The sequence below is a fragment of the Arthrobacter sp. NPDC092385 genome, from assembly GCF_044755105.1.
Lineage (GTDB): Bacteria > Actinomycetota > Actinomycetes > Actinomycetales > Micrococcaceae > Arthrobacter_D.
In genome coordinates, this window is sequence record NZ_JBIVQL010000007.1 from 170,038 (window position 1) to 187,435 (window position 17,398).

Consider the following 17,398-nt stretch of genomic DNA (forward strand, 5'->3'; position numbering starts at 1 on the left):
ATGGACGTCGTCGCCTTCCTCCTGGAACCCCTGCAGTACGGCTTCCTCACGCGCGCGCTGGCCGTCACGCTCGCGGCCGCCGTCGTCGCCGCGGTGCTCTCGTGCTGGCTCATCCTCATGGGCTGGTCGCTCATGGGCGATGCCGTCTCCCACGCCGTCCTGCCCGGCGTCGCCCTCGCCTACATCCTCGGGATCCCGTTCTCCATCGGGGCGTTCGTCTTCGGCGCGGGTGCCGTCGCCCTCATCGGGATCGTCCGGTCCACCACCAAGCTGAAGGCGGACACCGTGATCGGCGTGGTGTTCACCGCGCTCTTCGCCTGCGGACTGGCCATCGTGTCCGCGACGCCGTCGCAGATCGACCTGATGCACATCCTGTTCGGCAACGTCCTCGGCGTCTCGGCCGGCGATGTGTGGCAGGTGCTGATCCTCGGCGCCCTGACCCTCGCCATCCTGCTGTTCAAGCGACGGGACCTCACCCTGCTGGCCTTCGACCGCACGCACGCCCACGTGATCGGGCTCAACACCCGGTTCCTGTCCGCGCTGCTCCTCGGCCTGCTCGCGCTCACCGTCGTCGTCGGCCTCCAGGCCGTGGGCATCATCCTGGTCGTCGCAATGCTCATCACCCCCGGGGCCACGGCCTTCCTGCTGTCCCGCAGCTTCGACCGGATGCTGGTCATCGCCGTCGCGCTGACCGTGGCCGCCTCAGTGGCAGGAATCTACGCCAGCTACTACCTGGACATCTCGACCGGAGCCGCGGTGGTCCTGTGCCAGGCCATCGTCTTCGCGGTCGTGTACCTCATCGGGCGTCCCGATGGCGTGCTGTGGCAGGTGCGACGGCGGGCCTCGGCCCGCAACCCCGCTCCCGCCGTGCGGGGAGGGGCCTGATGGCCGGCCGCAGGGGCGCCGTCCTCAGCATCGAGTCCACCAGCGTGCAGGACTACGTGAAGGCGATCTACGCCCTCACCGAGTGGCAGGAGGACGCCGTCACCGCGACCCACCTGGCCACCCGCCTGTCGGTCGCCAATTCCTCCGTCACCGGGATGGTCGCCAAGCTCGTGGACCTCGGGCTGGCGGAGCACCGCAAGTACGGTCCCGTCAGCCTCACGCCGGCCGGCCTCGCCCTCGCGCTCGCGATGGTCCGCCGGCACCGGCTCATCGAGACGTTCCTCGTCACCGAACTCGGGTACGGCTGGGACGAGGTCCATGACGAGGCGGAACTGCTCGAGCACACCGTCTCCGATGTCTTCGTCGAGCGCCTGGATGCGAAGCTGGGCAGGCCCCGCCGGGACCCGCACGGAGATCCGATCCCTCGGGCGGACGGCTCGGTCCGGTACCCGCGGGCCCACCGCCTCGACGGTCTGGACGATGGCCACGCGGGCAGGCTCGTGCGGGTCAGCGATGACGATCCGGACGTCCTGCGCTTCCTCGACCTCAACGGGATCATGCTCGACGACGTCCTCGTGGCACAGCACCGGGCAGGGTCCGTGCTGGAACTGCGCCTCGGCGGGGACACCGGCCCGGGCCTCGCCGTCGACGTCGTGTTCGCCCGCTCCCTGTGGATCGAGAGCGCCGGACCCCACGAGGGGTGCACGCTCGCCGGCCCGGGGGAATCGCGCCTGCGGGACAGCCGCTCCTAGACTGGTCGGACTGACCGTGCCTGATGTCCCCGGGCGTTCACGCGCCCCTGGAGGGAGTTCCACCATGACCACACTCGGACTGGAGGAGGAGTACCTGCTCCTCGAACCGGTGTCCGGACTGCCGTCCCACCGTGCTGCAGAGGTACAGGAACTGCTCGAGTCCGCTCCGGAAGTCGGCGCGGACGAGATCCAGCGCGAGCTGCTGTCGTGCCAGATCGAGACGGCCACACCGGTGTGCGACACGCTGACCCAGGCCGAGGAGTCCCTGCTCAACTTCCGCCGCATGTTCGAGGACGCGGCCCGGCGCGCGGGGACCCTCGGGGCCGCGACCGGCACGGCGCCCTTGATCCGCCAGGCCTACCCGGAGCTGACCGACAAGCAACGCTACGAGGACCTGCGGGCGAGCGCCCCGGGGATCGTGGGCGACCAGTTCGTCAACGGCCTGCACGTGCACGTGGGCGTCCCGGACCAGGAGCGCGGCGTCCAGGCCCTCAACCGGATCCGGCCCTGGATCCCGCTGCTCACGGCGCTCAGCGTGAACTCCCCCTACTGGCTCGGCAGGGACAGCGGCTTCGGCAGCTGGCGCGTGGTCCACTACCGTCGGTGGGCCGTCCAGGGCATTGCGCCCTGGTTCGCGGATGCGGCGGACTACGAGCGCAGGATCACCCGGCTCGGTGCCTCCGGTGCCATCCTGGACCGCGGCGTCCTGACCTGGGTGGCCCGGCTCTCGGACCACTATCCGACCCTCGAGCTCAGGGCCTGCGACGTGCAGCTCGAGGCACAGGACTCGGTGCTTCTCGGCGCGCTGACCCGGGCGCTCGTGGTCACGGCGCTGCAGGAGGCCGACGCGGACACTGTGCCCCTCGTCCCGGACCCCGAGCTCCTCGATGCGGCCCTGTGGCAGGGGGCGCGGGACGGCATGGAACACCACCTCGTGGACCTCGCGACGGCGGAGCCTGTTCCCGCACGGCAGCACCTCGCGTCCTTCCTCGAGCACATCGGCCCCGCCCTCGAGGCAGAGGGCGACACCGGGTGGGTGCGGGCGGGGCTCGGCACCATGGAGGAGCGGGGTACGGGCGCGGAGCGCCAGCGCCGTGCCATGCACGACGGCGGCGTGGAGGCGCTCCTGGCGCTCTACGGACGGACCCTCACCTTCGAGCCCTAGGCGCGGGCTGCGGCCGCACGGCGTCGCCCTGTCAGGACTCCACGGCACGCAACTCGATCAGCAACGTCTGTTCGGGCAGCAGCACGGGGGCCTGCAGCCCCGCCTGCGCCAGCACCTTGCCGGGGAGCCGGAGGGGCGAGCCGTCGAGGGCCGACTGCAGCCAGGCGAGCGGTGACTGCCCGTTCCCGGGATGCCCCTCGGCGGGCACGGCCGGTCGGATCTCGTAGAGCGCCTCCGGGTCGAGCCCGGGGAAGGCCAGCGGCCCGGGCGGGTAGCTGGCGCTCGACGCCGTGAGCGAATAGCCGAACAGGGCGCGCCTGCCGTCCTCGGAGACGATGCCCCGCAGATCCATCGCCGGGTCCACGAGGTCCGCGTGCACCACGGCCCCGCGGTGCAGGTCCGCGCGCCAGGACCGGTGGAGGTCGACGTAGCGGCCGAGGACGGCGTACTCCCCCTCGGTCAGCCCGGAGATGTCCCATTCGATGCCGTAGTGGCCGAAGACGGCCGTGCCGGCCCGGAAGGGCAGGGAGTGGGCCCGGCCGGTCGAGTGCGAGACCGGGCCGCCGACGTGCATGCCCAGGAGCTCGGGCGGCACCACGAGGCTCGTGTACTTCTGGTTCACGAGCCGCTCGATCGGATCGATGCAGTCACTCGTCCAGATGCGGTCCGTCCGGGCGAGGATCCCCAGGTCCACCCGGGCGCCGCCGGACGCGCAGCTCTCGATCTCGAGGTGGGGGTGGCGGCGGCGCAGTTCGTCGAGCAGCCGGTACAGGCCGACGACGTGGCGGTGGACGGCCGCGTGCCCTGTTCCCGCGTCCGCCGCCTCGAGCAGGTCCCTGTTGTGGTCCCACTTCACGTAGGCGATGTCGTTGGCGGACAGGATGTCGTCGAGGCGTTCCAGGATGTACCCGTAGGCATCCGGGTTCCCCAGGTTCAGGACCTGCTGCTGGCGCCCGGGCAGGGGCAGCCTCCCCTCCGGCTGCAGGATCCACTCCGGGTGCGCCCGAGCGAGGTCCGAGTCCGGATTGACCATCTCGGGCTCGAACCAGAGCCCGAACTCCATGCCCAGCCCGCGGACGTGCTCGATGATGGGAGCGAGTCCCTCGGGCCAGACCGTCTCGTCCACGTACCAGTCACCGAGGCTCGACGTGTCGTCGCGCCGTCCGCGGAACCAGCCGTCGTCGAGCACGAACCGCTCCACGCCGAGGGCGGCCGCGCGGTCGGCGAGGGCCAGTAGTCGCGGGAGGTCCAAGTCGAAGTACACGGCCTCCCAGGTGTTCAGCGTGACCGGCCGGGGCCGCTGCGGGTGCGTCGCACGGGAGCGCAGGTGCCGGTGGAACCGGCCGGACAGCTCGTTCAGTCCGTCGCCCCAGGACCCGATGGCCTCCGGGGTGGAGTAGCTCTCCCCGGGCGCCAGCACCATCTCCCGAGCCGAGAGCACCTCGCCCGCGGCGAGGAACGAGGAACCGGCCGGGATCTTCTCGACGAGGACCTGCTGGTTGCCGCTCCACGCGAGGTGGACACCCTGGACCCTGCCGTGTTCGAAACCGAACCCGGGGGTGCCGACGGCGAGGAGCACCGTCGCGTCCGCTCCCGGACGCCCGCGCCGGCTCGTGCGCGTGTAGGTGCCGGCCGTCAGGGCGTGCCGCTGCGGCGATCGCTCCCGGAGGTGCCGGCCGGTGGTGTCGAGGACCTCCGCGGCGGTGTGCTGCAGCGGGAAGAAGAGGTTGAGCGCACGCACCTCGTACTCGTCGTCGCCCGTGTTGGTGAGGACGAGGCGCTGCGTGAGCAGGCCGGACGCCGTCAGGCCCACGTGCGCGCTCAGCGCGAGGCCGACGTCGTCGTCACGGGCTTCGATGACCACGCCGGCGGACTCCGCGAGGCGGTTCATCGCGACCACGGTGAAGCGCGGGTAGAGGTGCGCTCCCGCGCGGTCACCCGCCAGGCCCGGGGTCCCCTGCCAGCCGGCGGACTCGAGGGGCAGGAGAGTCAGCCGGGCCGGGACGTCGATGCCCCCGGACACGCGCTGGGGGTGCTGCGCCACGGCGAGCGACCGCACCTCCCGATCCCCGATGTCGCCCAGGTCGGGCCCCCAGTACGCAAGGGCCGGGAGGCCGTAGGGGTGGGGCTCGAGCACCACGCTGGTGCCTCCGCGGGAAAGATGGACCGTCTCGATCGTCATTCTTTATTTTTACCGCGTAACGAAGTGCGGAGCAAAGAACCTACCTCCCGCGGGTGTCCCGCCGCAGGAGGCCGATGATCAGGCACAGGAGACCGAGCAGGAGGGGTATCAGCGTGTAGAGCGTGTGGGTCCCGCCGAGATAGCTCATGACGAAGATGTAGACGAACGTACCGCCGACGAGGATCCATCCGAGCACGATCAGGGCCCGCCCCCGGTGGGGAGGCGGCAGTGGAGGGAGCCACGACGGCGGCCTGTCGGTCCAGCTCATCGCCCAAGTGTAGTTCGCCCTCACCGTCAGTGCGGGAGAAGAGTCCTCAGTAGGACGGCGCCGCCGGCAGGTTCATGTAGTGCTCCAGCGTAGGCACTCCATGGACGCGCATCTCCGACGCGATCGTTGCGCCGACGTACCGCAGGTGCCACGGCTCGTACGCGTATCCGGTGACCGGCGTCTGGCCCTGGGGGTAGCGGATGACGAAGCCGTAGCGCCAGGCATTTCCTGCTGCCCACGCTCCCGCAGGAGTTCCTGCAAAGCATTCCTGCAAGCTGCACGTCCCATCGGAGATGCCGATATCCACCGCAAGGCCTGTCTGGTGCTCGCTGTATCCCGGGCGCGCGGAGATGAGGTCCGCAGTGGCCTGGCCGTACCGGTTGACATACGAGGCGTAGAGCGACGCCTGCGTGTCATAGGAACGGTAGCCGCTGATCGGAACCATCGCGATGCCACCGGCACGCGCGTCGGCGAGGAGACGGGAGAACTGCTGCGCCGCGTCGCTGCGGAGCAGGGGTCCTTCGACTCCGACCAGCGGGCCGGGGATGTAGCGCGCAGGGTTCAGCGGCCGGCGCTTGTTGACGACGACCACCGATGACGCAGCGACGTCGATATCCCGTCCAAGTACGGTTCCGCCGGCTGCGGTCCAGGCGATGACGCCGCGCTGGTAGCGCTGGTCGCAGGTGCTCCCCGTGCACCTCTCGTCCGTGATCGGGTAGCCGAGGGCGCCGTTCTCGAACCCGGTGGAGGCCCACCTCGTCCTGATCGCACCCACCGAGAGCCATGCCCCCGTACTCGGGGCCCAGACGATGGAGCCGCCCTGATAGTTCTGGTAGCAGCCTCCCCCGCGCAAACCGCACACCTCGTCCGTGGTCGGATACCCGAGCCTTCCGGCTTCGAACCCCGTCCGGGCCCAGGCGACGCGGATGGCACCTGTCGAGATGTGCGCCCCGGTCCTCTCCGACCAGATGATGGCACCGCCTTGAAAGTTCTGGTAGCAGCCGCCCCCCGTGATGCCGCAGACCTCGGGGCCGGTGGGATAACCGAAGCGTCCGTTCTCCGCATCATTGCCACGCCAACTCGAGAGGATGGCGCCGAACGATGGCTGCGCACCGGTGGCGGACGACCAGATAATCACACCGCGCTCGAAGTTCCGCTGGCACCCCCCTCCCCTCAGGCCGCAGAACTCGGCTCCGGTCGCCCCGCCTAGCCGGCCGCCCGCCCCACCCAGCTCGGCATACCTGGCGTCGATCGCCGTGGCTGCCTGGCTCGCCGGCGCAGTGATGACGCCGCCGACCACGAGCAACGCACAGATCAACACGGCTAGGAGGTCCGGGACGCTGCGCTTCATCATGTCTCCTGGGACTCGGTGGTGCAGCACAAGAGTAGGCTTCGGCGAGAGGGGCGACAAGGTCCCAGACGGCACGATCCGGCAACGACGAAGCGCCCCGCCGGATGCCGGCGAGGCGCTTCATGGGTGGTGGAGATGGCGGGAATTGAACCCGCGTCCGATGCAGTGTAGTCAGGGCTTCTCCGGGCGCAGTTTGCGTCGGTTTTTCTCGGCTCCAGCCATCGTGCAAACTAGTGGCTGCCAAGCCCAGTTGTATAGAAGTCCCCCCGGTCCCTACAACGAGGACCGGGAGCAGTGGCCCTCTAAATGACGCCAGTATCCGGGGCGAGAGCAAACCCGGGCTGACGGACTAGCTAGGCTGCTTAGGCAGCGAGAGCGAAGTCAGTGCGCTTTTGTTCGGCACTTATTGTTTTACAAGGAGCGTTTACGAGATAACCCTGTATCCTCGGCCCGCTTCCCCTGTCGCGACTAACATCGTCGAAACCTGTCATCCCCATGTTCAGTTATCAAGTGATCCCTGTGCCGTCCGGCCCACCGGCCGTCCGACTCATCCAGTCTACCGTACCCGGAGCTTCCGCTCCGGAGGACTTCGCTGGAGGAGAACGGCGGGCGCTACTGCGACAGGGGAATCCCGAGAATGACGACCGGCGATTGCCAGAGACCGACGACGACGAACGCGAGGGTGACGAAGGCGATCCCGAGGGCAGCCAGGGCCGTGGTCGCCGCCTGCTTCCGGCGGAAGCTCCACCAGAAGATGGCGATGTTCAGCACGAGCATCACCGGCGAGATCCAGACGAGGAGCTGTGCGAAGAAGACGTAGACGAGGAACACGAACGGGATCAGGGACAGGATCCCCACCGGCACCACGACCAGCAGCAGGATCAGGTCGACGACCGCTCCGATCGTCACCCACCAGGGCCGCTTGTACGTCAGTTCCGAAGGCTCCGGCTCCTCGTCCTCCTGGGCTTCCCAGAAGACATCGCTCACGCTCCCAGGTTCTTCTCGCGCATGGCGCGCAGCGCCTCCCGGTTGTCCTGCTTCTCGCGCAGCGTCTGGCGCTTGTCGTAGTCGCGCTTGCCCCTGGCCACCGCGATCTCCACCTTGGCCCTGCCATTGAGGAAGTAGAGCTGCAGCGGGACGAGGGTGAAACCGGACTCGCGGATCTTCTGCGAGATCTTGGTGAGTTCCTCACGGTGCAGGAGCAGTTTCCTCCTGCGACGCGCCGCATGGTTGGTCCAGCTGCCCTGCGAGTACTCCGAGATGTGGATGCCCTCGAGCCAGAGTTCATCGCCGTAGAAGATCGCATAGCCGTCGATCAGCGAGGCACGCCCTGCGCGCAGCGACTTCACCTCGGTGCCCATGAGGGCTATGCCCGCCTCGTACGTATCGAGCACGGCGTAGTCGTGGAAGGCCTTCCGATTGGTGGCCACCACTTTCCGGCCACTTTCCTTCGGCACGGCGATACTCCTTCTTGCGACACTGCTGCGGACTGGAGCCCGCGGTGGACAGTGCCTTCCATCCTACGACCTAGAGCAGCCCCATCGGATTCACGAGGGTGCCGTTGAGCATGGTCTCGAAGTGCAGGTGGCAACCGTTCGAGTTGCCCGTGGTGCCCGTGTAGCCGATGAGTTGGCCCGCACTCACGCGCTGGCCCGGGGACACGAGGTAGCTCGTCAGGTGGTAGTAGTTGGTCGCGAGGGCGTTGCCACCCACCACGCCGTGGTTGAGCACGATCCGGTTGCCGGCGCCCGGCAGGACGTTCGAGTCCGCGTACCAGACCTCACCGGCCGCGGGCGCGTACAGCGGGGTGCCGCAGCCCACGCCGTAGTCGATCCCCGTGTGCATGTAGCCGCCGGTGCCGTTGAAGTCGATGGTTCCCACCGGCGTCGGACGCCAGCCGAACCCGGAGGAGATCGACCCGCCGACCGGGGACCGCAGACCGAACGAGCTCGGCGTCGACGGTGCGGCGACGGGTGGCGGAGGCGGGAGGACGGGCGCGACCGGCGCGACCGGCGCGGGCGCGACGGGGGCAGGCGCCGGCCTGTTCGCCGCTTCGGCCTCCGCTGCCCGGCGGGCCGTCTCGGCGGCCGCCGCAGCCTCTGCCTCGGCCTGGCGACGAGCCTGCTCGGCGGCCGCCGCAGCCTCGGCTTCGGCCCGAAGCCGTGCCTGCTCCGCCCGCTCCGCCTGCTGGCGTGCTTCCTCGGCCTTGCGGGCTTCCTCGATCTGGCGGCGCTGGCGCTCGGCGATGTCCGCGTTGACCTGCTGCTGGGCCTGCTCCACGCCGGCGAGCTTCGCCTCGATGACGGGCTTCTGCTCCTGCAGTTTCGCGGAGAGCGCCGAGGTGTCGGCCACGAGCTTGTCGACCTTGGCCTTCTCTCCCGCAGCGGTATCGCGGGCCGACTGCTCGGCGGCGAGTGCGGCGTCGGCCTTCTCCTTGAGCCTGGTGATCTCGGCCTCGACGGCGACGAGCCGCGCCTGGCTGTTCGCGTTCGTGGCGTTCTGCTCGGACAGCCGCTCCATCGCGGCATTCTGGCTGCGGAGGGCCTGGTCCACCATGTCCATTGACTCCGTGAAGTCCTCCACGCCCTCCGCACCCAGGAGCAGCGAGACGTTGGTCGGAACCCCGCCGTTCTTGTAGGCCTCGGTGGCGATCTGCCCGATCACCTCGCGGGTCTCCTCCATCTTCCGCTCGTCCGCGCGGAGCTCTTCGGAGATCTTGGTCTTCGTCTCCTGCGCCAGGTCGACCCGGACGGCCAGGGCGCCGACCTCGCTGGAGGCCGTCTCGACCCTGCCCTGTGCGTCGGCGAGGGACTGCTGAGCGGCAGGAAGCTGCCCCTGGTAGGTCTTCAGGGTCCCGATCGTCTCGGCGATGTCCGAGTCCAGGTACTCCATGGATTGCTGGACCTCGGCGATCTCGTTCTCGAGGGCGCTCTTGCGATCGTCGAGGTCATCGGCCATGACCGGCGTCGCCGATCCGAGGGCGAGCGCGACCACGAGCGCAATGGAACTGCCGGCGGTGCCGCGGACCGCGAAGGCCGTCCTGTCCTGCCGCGCCCACCAGGTCCCTGGTGAGCGCACGTGTCCCCTGGCGTTGTGCAGCATGCTGTCAGACCTTTACGTATCGTCGGAGGGTGAGCAGGGATGAGAGCCCTGCGAGGACGGCTCCGAGCAGTATGAGTGCGGGAACCAGGATCAGGACCTGCTGGGACGAGATGAACGCCGTCTGGGGGAAGGAGTTCACGAGCCAGCCGTCGATCACGAACCGCGATACCCCCCACAGGGTCGCCGAGGCGAGCACGGCACCGATGACCGCGGCGATGACGCCTTCGAGGATGAACGGCAGCTGGATGACGGCTTTCGAGGCGCCGACGAGGCGCATGATCCCGGTCTCGCGGCGGCGGCTGAACGCCGAGAGGCGGATGGTGGTGGCGATCAGCAGGATCGCGCAGAACGTCATGATGCCGGCGATCGCGAGCGCGACGACGGAGGCCCAGTTCATGTAGCGGAAGATGGCCTCGAGGAAGTCCCGCTGGTCGCTGACGGCGTCGACGCCCGGCTCCGACGAGAAGGCCTCGTCGATGACCTCGTACTTCTCGGCGTCGACCAGGCTGACACGGAACGATTCCGGGAGCTGGTCGGCGGTCACGGAGTCGACGATCGGCGAGTTCGCGAACTGGTCGCGGAAGTGGCCGAGCGCCTCCTCCTGCGATTCGTAGGTCACGGTGTCCACGTACGGGGCGAACTGGTCGGACTCGAGCTTGGCCTCGACGGCCGCCCGCTGGTCCTCCGTCACCGGCCCCGTGGCGCAGCTCGTCTCGGACGAGTTGTCGACGCAGAGATAGATGGTGACCTGCACGCGGTCGTACCAGTAGCCCTTCATCTGGTTGATCTGCAGCTGGAACAGGCCGGCCGCACCCACGAAGGTCAGCGAGATGAAGGTCACGAGGATCACCGAGGTGACCATGGACAGGTTGCGGCGGATGCCCGAGGCGATCTCGGACAGGATGAAGGCGAGCCTCATTCGACCATCGCTCCGGGTTCGCCCACATAGATGCCCTGCGCGTCGTCGCGCACCACGGAGCCGCTGCGCAGTTCGACGACGCGCTTGCGCATGGTGTTGACGATGTCGTCGTCGTGCGTGGCCATGACCACCGTCGTCCCGTTCTGGTTGATCCTGTCGAGAATCTTCATGATCCCCATGGAGGTCGTCGGGTCGAGGTTTCCGGTGGGCTCGTCGGCGAGCAGGATGCCGGGACGGTTGACGATGGCGCGGGCGATCGCGACGCGCTGCTGCTCACCGCCCGAGAGCTCGTGGGGCATGCGGTTGTTCTTGCCCTCGAGGCCCACGGTCGCGAGCACATCGGGAACGGTCTCGCGGATGACCGCACGGCTCTTGCCGATGACCTGCATCGCGAAGGCCACGTTGGCGAAGACCGTCTTGTTGGGGAGCAGGCGGAAGTCCTGGAACACGACGCCGATCCCGCGCCGCAGCCGCGGCACCCGCCACGAGGGGATGTTCGCGACGTTCTGGCCGGCCACGTAGACGGCACCCCTCGAGGCGCGGTCCTCCTTGAGGACCAGGCGGATGAACGTCGACTTCCCGGAACCCGAAGCGCCGACGAGGAAGACGAACTCGCCGCGGTCCACGTCGAGGGAGACGGAATCGAGGGCGGGCTGCGACTGCTGGTCGTAGGTCTTCGTGACGTTGTCGAATCGGATCATGATCACTCTGCGCCCATGTGTGCGCCGGCGCACGGGCATTTGCTGGGGGAAGGAAGCGTCGGCTCTCCGACTATAACGACGGCGTCACGAACAGCCCTCTACCCCGCCGGTGTGTCGCGCGCAAGAGATGCAGGGAAGAACAGGTGGTTGGACCCGGGATTCGCGTAGTGCCTACGCGGCGTCGTTGCGGTTGTTCGTGCGCCAGCGGATGCCGGCGTCGATGAAATCGTCGATCTCGCCGTCGAACACCGCGGAGGTGTTGCCCACCTCGTGGTTGGTGCGGAGGTCCTTGACCATCTGGTACGGGTTGAGGACATACGAGCGCATCTGGTCGCCCCAGGACGCCTTGACGTCACCGGCGAAGGCCTTCTTCTCCGCATCCTCCTGCTGCTTCTTCAGCAGCAGGAGCCGGGACTGGAGCACGCGCATGGCGGCGGCTCGGTTCTGGATCTGCGATTTCTCGTTCTGCATGGACACCACGAGACCGGTCGGCAGGTGGGTCAGGCGCACCGCGGAGTCGGTCGTATTGACCGACTGGCCGCCGGGGCCGGACGACCGGAAGACATCGACACGGATCTCGTTGTCCGGGACCTCGATGACATCCGTCTGCTCGATGAGGGGGATGACCTCGACGGCGGCGAAGGACGTCTGCCGGCGGCCCTGGTTGTCGAAGGGGCTGATGCGGACGAGGCGGTGCGTGCCGGCTTCGACCGACAGGGTGCCGAAGGCGTAGGGGGCCTTGACCTCGAACGTCGCGGACTTGAGGCCCGCCTCTTCCGCGTAGGACGTGTCGAGGACCTGCGTCGGGTACCCATGCCGTTCAGCCCAGCGGAGGTACATGCGCAGGAGCATCTCGGCGAAATCGGCGGCATCCACTCCTCCGGCTCCGGAGCGGATGGTGACCACGGCCTCGCGCTCGTCCCACTCTCCGGCCAGCAGCGTCACGATCTCCAGGTCATCGAGGGACTTGCCGAGCGAGATGAGCTCCTTCTCGGCCTCGGCCAGCGAGTCCTCGTCGCCCTCGTCCTCGGCGAGTTCCACGAGCACCTCGAGGTCGTCGATGCGGCTGTCGAGGGTCTCCAGGCGTTCCAGCGCCGACTGCCGGTGGGACAGCTTCGACGTCACCTTCTGTGCCGCGGCGGGATCGTCCCAGAGGTCGGGTGCGCCGGCTTCCTCGCTCAGTTCGTCGATGTCCTTGCGGATCCCCTCGACGTCGGACACCTGCTCGATGGACTGGTACTTGGCGCGAAGGGCGCGGATCTCTGCGGGAAAATCAGTGGCTGCCATGGTGATTCCAGCCTACGTCATCCGCAGAACGGGGCGTCGAGCGAACCGTCCGTCGATGAGGCGGGTCCGTGCACCGAGGGCTGGTCCCCGTGGACCCGTGCGCGCCGTCAACGGGTGAGTTCGGCGCGAGCGTCTGCCTGAGCCACGATCGGGATCCCTGCCGGCACGAGGAAGTTCACGATCGGCGGACGTACGACGGCGGTGAGGACCACACGGGCGGTGCGGCCGTCGGGGGCACCTGTCTCAGGATCGATGGAGAGTTGCTCGAACCGGGTGTCAGCGCCGGTGGCGGTGAGGTACCCCGCGGTGGACTCCTCCACACCGGAGTCCTGCAGGGTAGGCAGCGGCGTCGTCGTGCCCTCCGCTCCGACCGCGACATCGATGCTGTAGTTGTCGGCAGCGGCGAGGGCAGCCCCGTCGGCTGCCGAGAGGAGCTTCTTGTGTTCGATGTAGACGGCGGAGACCGCGAGGACGACAGTGACGACGAGCAGGCTGACGAGCAGGTAGCCGATGACCAGGACGCCCACCTGTCCGTCCTCTCCCCGACCGGTCCGGGAATCTTCCGGCGGTCCGGCATCGAGGCTGCGGACCGATCCAGGCGTGCCCACGGCGGCCATCAGCCGAACCGTTCGACGATCTGCGTCGAGGTGGCATCGACGGTTGCTGCGGAGGGGTACGAGCCGACGACGGCGGGAACGAGGGGCAACGGGACATCGAGGCGGACGACCACCGTCACGGTCGAGCCCGGTGCGAGGCATTCACTGCTGCAGACGATCTCCACCGCCGCCTGTTCCTCGCTGAAGCCGAAGTCCGACAGGGCGATACGGGCGGCTTCGCGTGCGCGGGAATCTGCCTCCCCGGGTGTCGGCGCATCGACGTAGACCTTTGCGGCCTGGTCCGCGGCGCCGACGACGGCGAAGGAACCGCCCTGTAGTTGCCCGACGGTCAGCACGAGATAGACGACCGGCACCAGGAGCAGGACGCCGAGGAAGACGAACTCCACGACTGCGCTGCCCCGTTCGCTGCCGAACGCACGCGGACCGGCAGGCGGCTGCCTTGCCTCCACTCCCGCAGCGGGCCGCGTCGTGCTGCTCGGGTGGCACCAGGGCGAGGGAACCACCAAGCAGTCAGGACGGGAGCGCTGCATGGCCACGCACCTCCATCACTCCGGCAGGACCGATGAGCCCGATGACCGGCAACGGCGCCCGGACAACCACTTCGAGCGTCCTGACGCCATCGACCGTACTCTCACCGACCGAGATGTCGGACCCGTAGGAGTCCGCGAGGGACCCGCGGATCAACTCCTCTGCCCGCCCGACCGCGTCCTGCGGGCTGCGGTCCGCCAGCGTGCCGTAGCGCGCTCCAGAAGACGCGGCGTCGATCAGGGTATTACGGACATGCAGCACGAGTGTCAGCTGGATGATCGCGATGAAGACGACCGTCAGGAGCCCGCCGATCAGGGCGAAGTCCACAACGGCGGCTCCCCGCTCGTGACGCTCGCTGCCCCCGCGTCGACAACGGTCACGAACGGTCCCATGAGGCCGCACCACCTAGGGCGAGACCTGATCGATCGCCTGGTTGAACAGGCCCTCGAGGGCTGGGCCCGCGATCGCGAGCAAGGCGGCGACGAGGACGGCAGACATCAGGGTGATCATCACCCACCCGGGGACGTCGCCCCGTTCCGGGTCGTCCGTCGTCGTCGTCAACGCCGTAGCAATCGTGAGCAGAAGCAGGGCGACACGCGATGCTGCAGTCAGGATCTTCATGGACTTTCCCCTTGTCGTGGTGGTGTCAGAAACCGAGGTTGATCAGGGCGATGCCGGGATAGACGGCGAACAGGACGGTCAGTGGAAGGACTCCGAAGACCAGCGGGACCATCATCGCGATCTCCTTCTTGCCCGCGGACTCCATCAGGTCCCGCTTGGCCATGTCTCGGACGTCCTGGGCCTGGGCACGCAGCACGTCCGCCAACGGCGTTCCCCGTTGGACGGCGACCGTGATGCCGTCGACGAACCGCGCGAGAGGAGCAAGACGCGTGCGGTTCGAGAATTCCTGCAGCGCTTCCACGAGCGGCCTACCGGAGCGGGTGGCGGCAAGAACGAGGCCGAACTCTCCCGCGAGCTCGCCGGTTGCGGTCCTGCAGATGCGTTCGAGCGCGCCCGTCGTACTCTCCCCCGCGGAGACGGCGAGTGCCATCAGTTCGGCGAGGCTCGGGAATTCGGCGAGCATGCGGGCTTCACGCCGCTTGATGTCGGCGGACAGGACGTAGTCCCGGCCCATGAACCCCATCACCGCGCAGGCGAGGATGATGACGAGCGCGAGGGGCACGTTCGCCGAGCCCGATGCGGCCAGGAGCACCATCACCAGCGTCGACGCGGCGAGTCCGCCCGCGGCCCACAGGAGCTGCTGCGCGCGGAAGTCCGTCGTCGTCTGGCCCCGACCCGCCTGGGCGAGCCTGCGCGCGAGCGTCGCGGCCGCCGGATTGAACCGGTGGGACCAGGCGACAGCATCGGTCAGCAGGGGGCGGAGTATGCGCTCGAGCGGCCCGAAGGGCGTGACATTCGCCGGGGCATCCGCGAGGAGCCGTGACTGCACGTCCACTGCGCGCAACTGCGGCGCGATGCGCTGTGTCAGTGTCGGCGCCCGCATGACGGGAAGCCGGACGAGGACCAGCCAGAGCCCCACCCCGAGAACGAGGCCGCACAGCGCGGACAACGCGAGAACAGGGCTCATCGCAGCACCCTCTCGTCGTCGGGCAGTGCCCCGATGCGCAGCATGACGCGGTAGCAGACGACGGAGACCACCAGACCTCCGAGGAGGACGACCGCCCCGCCGGCCGAGTTGTAGGCCCGGACAGCTTCCGGACGGGTCGACAGGAGCATCAGGACGCACCACGGGGCAGCAACCGCGAGCCGAGCCGCGTTCACCGTCCACGACTGCCGGGCTTCCAGCTCACTCCGCGTCCGGGCTGCGTCCCGCAGGAACTCGGACAGCGTCCCGAGCAGCCTGCCCAGGTCGGATCCGCCGACTTCCCTCGTCATGCGCAACGCCTCGACGATGCGGTCGGCCACCGGATCCGCCAACCGCTCCTTGAGCCGGTTGAGCGCGTCGTCGAAGCGCCCGCCCGCCCGGTAGTCCGCGCCGAACGCGCGGAACGCTGGGCGCAGCTCGGCCGGCCCCTTCTCGCCGAGCTGGATGAGCGCCTCCGGGAGGCTCAGCCCGGCACGGATGGCAGAACGGAGATGATCAACGACATCGGGCCATAGCTCACGGAGGGATGCGGCGCGCTTCGCCGCACGCCACTTGACGATCGAGAACGGCAGGAACCCGCCGAACAGCGCGAAGCACAGCGCGATCGGCGTGGAACCCGTCAGGACGAACCCGACCAGCAGAACGAAGAGTCCGACGGCTCCGCACGAAGCAACGAGGCCGTTCGACGAGACGCGCTCCACCCCGGCGCGCAGGAGGAGGTCCTCCAGCGGACGCCGCCGCGATGGAGGCTTGCGTTCCTGCGGCGGCATTGCCCAACAGGACCACCAGATGAGGAAGAGGCCGGCACCCAGGGCGACACCGAGGGCCGTGCTCATGCGCGTGCTTCCAGCAGGGATGAGACGTCGACGCCCGCTGCAGCGAACTTCTCCTCGGCGGGCATGCCGCTCGCCGTCAGCTGAAGACTCCCGTCGACACGTTTGAAGACGGTCGAGGACTCGATGACTCCGTTCTCCACGCGTCGGCCGAGGGCCATGATCTCCATGACCCGGCGCTGCCCGCCCGACAGCCGCGCGCAGTGCACCACCAGGTCGATACATGACGCCACGGTCGGCACCACGAAGCTGCTCGAGATGTTCTCCCCGGCGAGCAGCGGCAGGGTGCAGATCTTCGTGATGGCGTCGTGCGCACTGTTCGCGTGGACGCTGCACATCCCGGGTAACCCGGACATTATTGAAGCACATACACCACTGCTGGTGAGACCGTAGCGGGATCTAGCAACCCTTGAAGTCCTATATATGGGGCCTCACACGGCGAAGGGGCCCCCAAGAAAATGGGAACCCCTTCGTTTACGCGACCTATCAGGGGAGGTTTTGAACCGCGTAATCGGCTTCCTCTGGCGTGAACTTCTCACCGAACTCCGACGTCAACTGCTCGCGGATACCCTCCGGAGACATAGCCATCGTCTCCTGGTACTCCTTTGCCTTCTCCAGCGCGTTTGCGTTGTAGTCTGCTTCGAGATTATCGACCGCATACTGCGCTGCCTCGGGCGAGAACTTCTCTCCGAACTCCGATGTCAGCTGCTGGTAAATGCCAGCTTTGCTCATGTGCATCATTTTGGAGTAGGACTCCGCCTTAGTCAGCGCGGACTTGAACTCGGTGGGGATTGCGGGTGCCGCCGCTTCTGCGGGAGGCTCCGTTTCTGCGGGTGCCGCCGCTTCTGCGGGAGGCTCCGTCTCTGCGGGTGCCGCAGTCGCAGAAGCTACTGCCGATGTGTCGGAGCTGCTATCGACGGCGGTTGAAGTGTCGTCCCCGCCACCGTTGAGAAGATTCGCGATGATCACGATCCCGACGATGATCAGAGGCAGCAAGAACCGCTTCTTCTTGTACCAAGGCCGTGTTGCCTTGCGGTAGGCCTTGTCCGCTTTTGCTTCGGCTTTCGGGTTGCGCGGAGCGCCGGGGGCGGTTTGGTTCTCTGTCATGGCTGATCCTGTCTGACTATCCTGGCTAATTTCTCTGGGTGGCGTCTCTGCCGCTGCATCGCTGAGATATAGCCCTGCGTCAAACCGAATGACAG

At 68.1% G+C, this 17,398-nt stretch carries 19 protein-coding genes, 1 other RNA gene and 1 pseudogene; 3 read left to right on the forward strand and 18 right to left on the reverse strand.

Features of this window, described 5'->3' with window-relative positions; all coding sequences use genetic code 11:
- The 3 genes from ACIQCY_RS11160 to ACIQCY_RS11170 all read left to right on the forward strand — a co-directional run bounded on the left by ACIQCY_RS11160 (position 1) and on the right by ACIQCY_RS11170 (position 2,802).
- On the forward strand, positions 1-885 hold the full coding sequence (locus tag ACIQCY_RS11160; RefSeq protein ID WP_400483956.1) for a metal ABC transporter permease: 885 nt from the start codon (positions 1-3) through the stop codon (positions 883-885).
- Positions 885-1,637 carry a metal-dependent transcriptional regulator gene (locus tag ACIQCY_RS11165; RefSeq protein WP_400483957.1) on the forward strand — a complete coding sequence of 251 codons (753 nt, stop codon included), beginning with the start codon at positions 885-887 and terminating at the stop codon, positions 1,635-1,637. Before ACIQCY_RS11160 ends, ACIQCY_RS11165 begins: the two co-directional genes overlap by 1 nt.
- A gap of 64 nt (positions 1,638-1,701) precedes the next feature.
- Positions 1,702-2,802: a glutamate--cysteine ligase gene (locus tag ACIQCY_RS11170; RefSeq protein WP_400483958.1), complete on the forward strand. Its 1,101-nt coding sequence runs from the start codon at positions 1,702-1,704 to the stop codon at positions 2,800-2,802.
- A gap of 31 nt (positions 2,803-2,833) precedes the next feature.
- Here the strand turns inward: ACIQCY_RS11170 and ACIQCY_RS11175 are convergent, their stop codons facing one another.
- The 18 genes and pseudogenes from ACIQCY_RS11175 to ACIQCY_RS11260 form a co-directional block, all read right to left on the reverse strand.
- The gene (locus ACIQCY_RS11175; protein ID WP_400483959.1) at positions 2,834-4,984 is read right to left on the reverse strand and encodes an alpha-galactosidase; all 2,151 of its coding nucleotides are present in this window, start codon (positions 4,982-4,984) and stop codon (positions 2,834-2,836) included.
- Between the two features lie 40 nt (positions 4,985-5,024).
- On the reverse strand, positions 5,025-5,252 hold the full coding sequence (locus tag ACIQCY_RS11180; protein ID WP_400483960.1) for a hypothetical protein: 228 nt from the start codon (positions 5,250-5,252) through the stop codon (positions 5,025-5,027).
- A 46-nt stretch (positions 5,253-5,298) separates the two neighbouring features.
- Positions 5,299-6,606 (reverse strand): D-alanyl-D-alanine carboxypeptidase family protein, encoded by a 1,308-nt coding sequence (locus ACIQCY_RS11185; protein WP_400483961.1) that lies wholly within the window; start codon positions 6,604-6,606, stop codon positions 5,299-5,301.
- Between the two features lie 124 nt (positions 6,607-6,730).
- Positions 6,731-7,098: a transfer-messenger RNA gene (gene ssrA / locus ACIQCY_RS11190) on the reverse strand.
- 117 nt (positions 7,099-7,215) lie between these two features.
- Positions 7,216-7,590 carry a hypothetical protein gene (locus tag ACIQCY_RS11195; protein WP_400483962.1) on the reverse strand — a complete coding sequence of 125 codons (375 nt, stop codon included), beginning with the start codon at positions 7,588-7,590 and terminating at the stop codon, positions 7,216-7,218.
- Complete coding sequence (smpB, locus tag ACIQCY_RS11200) at positions 7,587-8,060, reverse strand: SsrA-binding protein SmpB (protein ID WP_105030166.1); 474 nt, start codon at positions 8,058-8,060, stop codon at positions 7,587-7,589. The genes ACIQCY_RS11195 and smpB overlap by 4 nt, the downstream gene beginning before the upstream one ends.
- A 70-nt stretch (positions 8,061-8,130) precedes the next feature.
- Positions 8,131-9,705, reverse strand: a complete 1,575-nt coding sequence (locus ACIQCY_RS11205; RefSeq protein WP_400483963.1) for a peptidoglycan DD-metalloendopeptidase family protein — start codon at positions 9,703-9,705, stop codon at positions 8,131-8,133.
- Positions 9,706-9,709: 4 nt separating this feature from the next.
- Entirely contained in the window at positions 9,710-10,624 is a 915-nt protein-coding gene (gene ftsX / locus ACIQCY_RS11210; protein WP_400483964.1) for a permease-like cell division protein FtsX, read from the reverse strand.
- Entirely contained in the window at positions 10,621-11,325 is a 705-nt protein-coding gene (gene ftsE / locus ACIQCY_RS11215) for a cell division ATP-binding protein FtsE (RefSeq protein WP_400483965.1), read from the reverse strand. The genes ftsX and ftsE overlap by 4 nt, the downstream gene beginning before the upstream one ends.
- 171 nt (positions 11,326-11,496) lie before the next feature.
- Positions 11,497-12,612 carry a peptide chain release factor 2 gene (gene prfB / locus ACIQCY_RS11220; protein ID WP_400483966.1) on the reverse strand — a complete coding sequence of 372 codons (1,116 nt, stop codon included), beginning with the start codon at positions 12,610-12,612 and terminating at the stop codon, positions 11,497-11,499.
- A 107-nt stretch (positions 12,613-12,719) separates the two neighbouring features.
- Positions 12,720-13,229, reverse strand: coding sequence for a pilus assembly protein TadG-related protein (locus ACIQCY_RS11225; RefSeq protein WP_400483967.1), 510 nt, complete (start codon positions 13,227-13,229; stop codon positions 12,720-12,722).
- A complete protein-coding gene (locus ACIQCY_RS11230) occupies positions 13,229-13,678 on the reverse strand; it encodes a hypothetical protein (RefSeq protein WP_400483968.1) in 450 nt (149 codons plus the stop codon). Before ACIQCY_RS11230 ends, ACIQCY_RS11225 begins: the two co-directional genes overlap by 1 nt.
- Before the next feature lie 61 nt (positions 13,679-13,739).
- Complete coding sequence (locus ACIQCY_RS11235) at positions 13,740-14,084, reverse strand: TadE/TadG family type IV pilus assembly protein (protein WP_400483969.1); 345 nt, start codon at positions 14,082-14,084, stop codon at positions 13,740-13,742.
- Positions 14,085-14,162: 78 nt separating this feature from the next.
- The gene (locus tag ACIQCY_RS11240) at positions 14,163-14,378 is read right to left on the reverse strand and encodes a hypothetical protein (RefSeq protein ID WP_400483970.1); all 216 of its coding nucleotides are present in this window, start codon (positions 14,376-14,378) and stop codon (positions 14,163-14,165) included.
- A gap of 25 nt (positions 14,379-14,403) precedes the next feature.
- A complete protein-coding gene (locus ACIQCY_RS11245) occupies positions 14,404-15,345 on the reverse strand; it encodes a type II secretion system F family protein (RefSeq protein ID WP_400483971.1) in 942 nt (313 codons plus the stop codon).
- Complete coding sequence (locus tag ACIQCY_RS11250; protein ID WP_400483972.1) at positions 15,342-16,199, reverse strand: type II secretion system F family protein; 858 nt, start codon at positions 16,197-16,199, stop codon at positions 15,342-15,344. Before ACIQCY_RS11250 ends, ACIQCY_RS11245 begins: the two co-directional genes overlap by 4 nt.
- A pseudogene (locus ACIQCY_RS11255) lies at positions 16,196-16,558 on the reverse strand (CpaF family protein); the annotation flags it as partial. The pseudogene ACIQCY_RS11255 and the gene ACIQCY_RS11250, both read right to left, overlap by 4 nt.
- 124 nt (positions 16,559-16,682) lie before the next feature.
- Positions 16,683-17,303 carry an Ltp family lipoprotein gene (locus tag ACIQCY_RS11260; RefSeq protein ID WP_400483973.1) on the reverse strand — a complete coding sequence of 207 codons (621 nt, stop codon included), beginning with the start codon at positions 17,301-17,303 and terminating at the stop codon, positions 16,683-16,685.
- Positions 17,304-17,398: the final 95 nt, after the last annotated feature.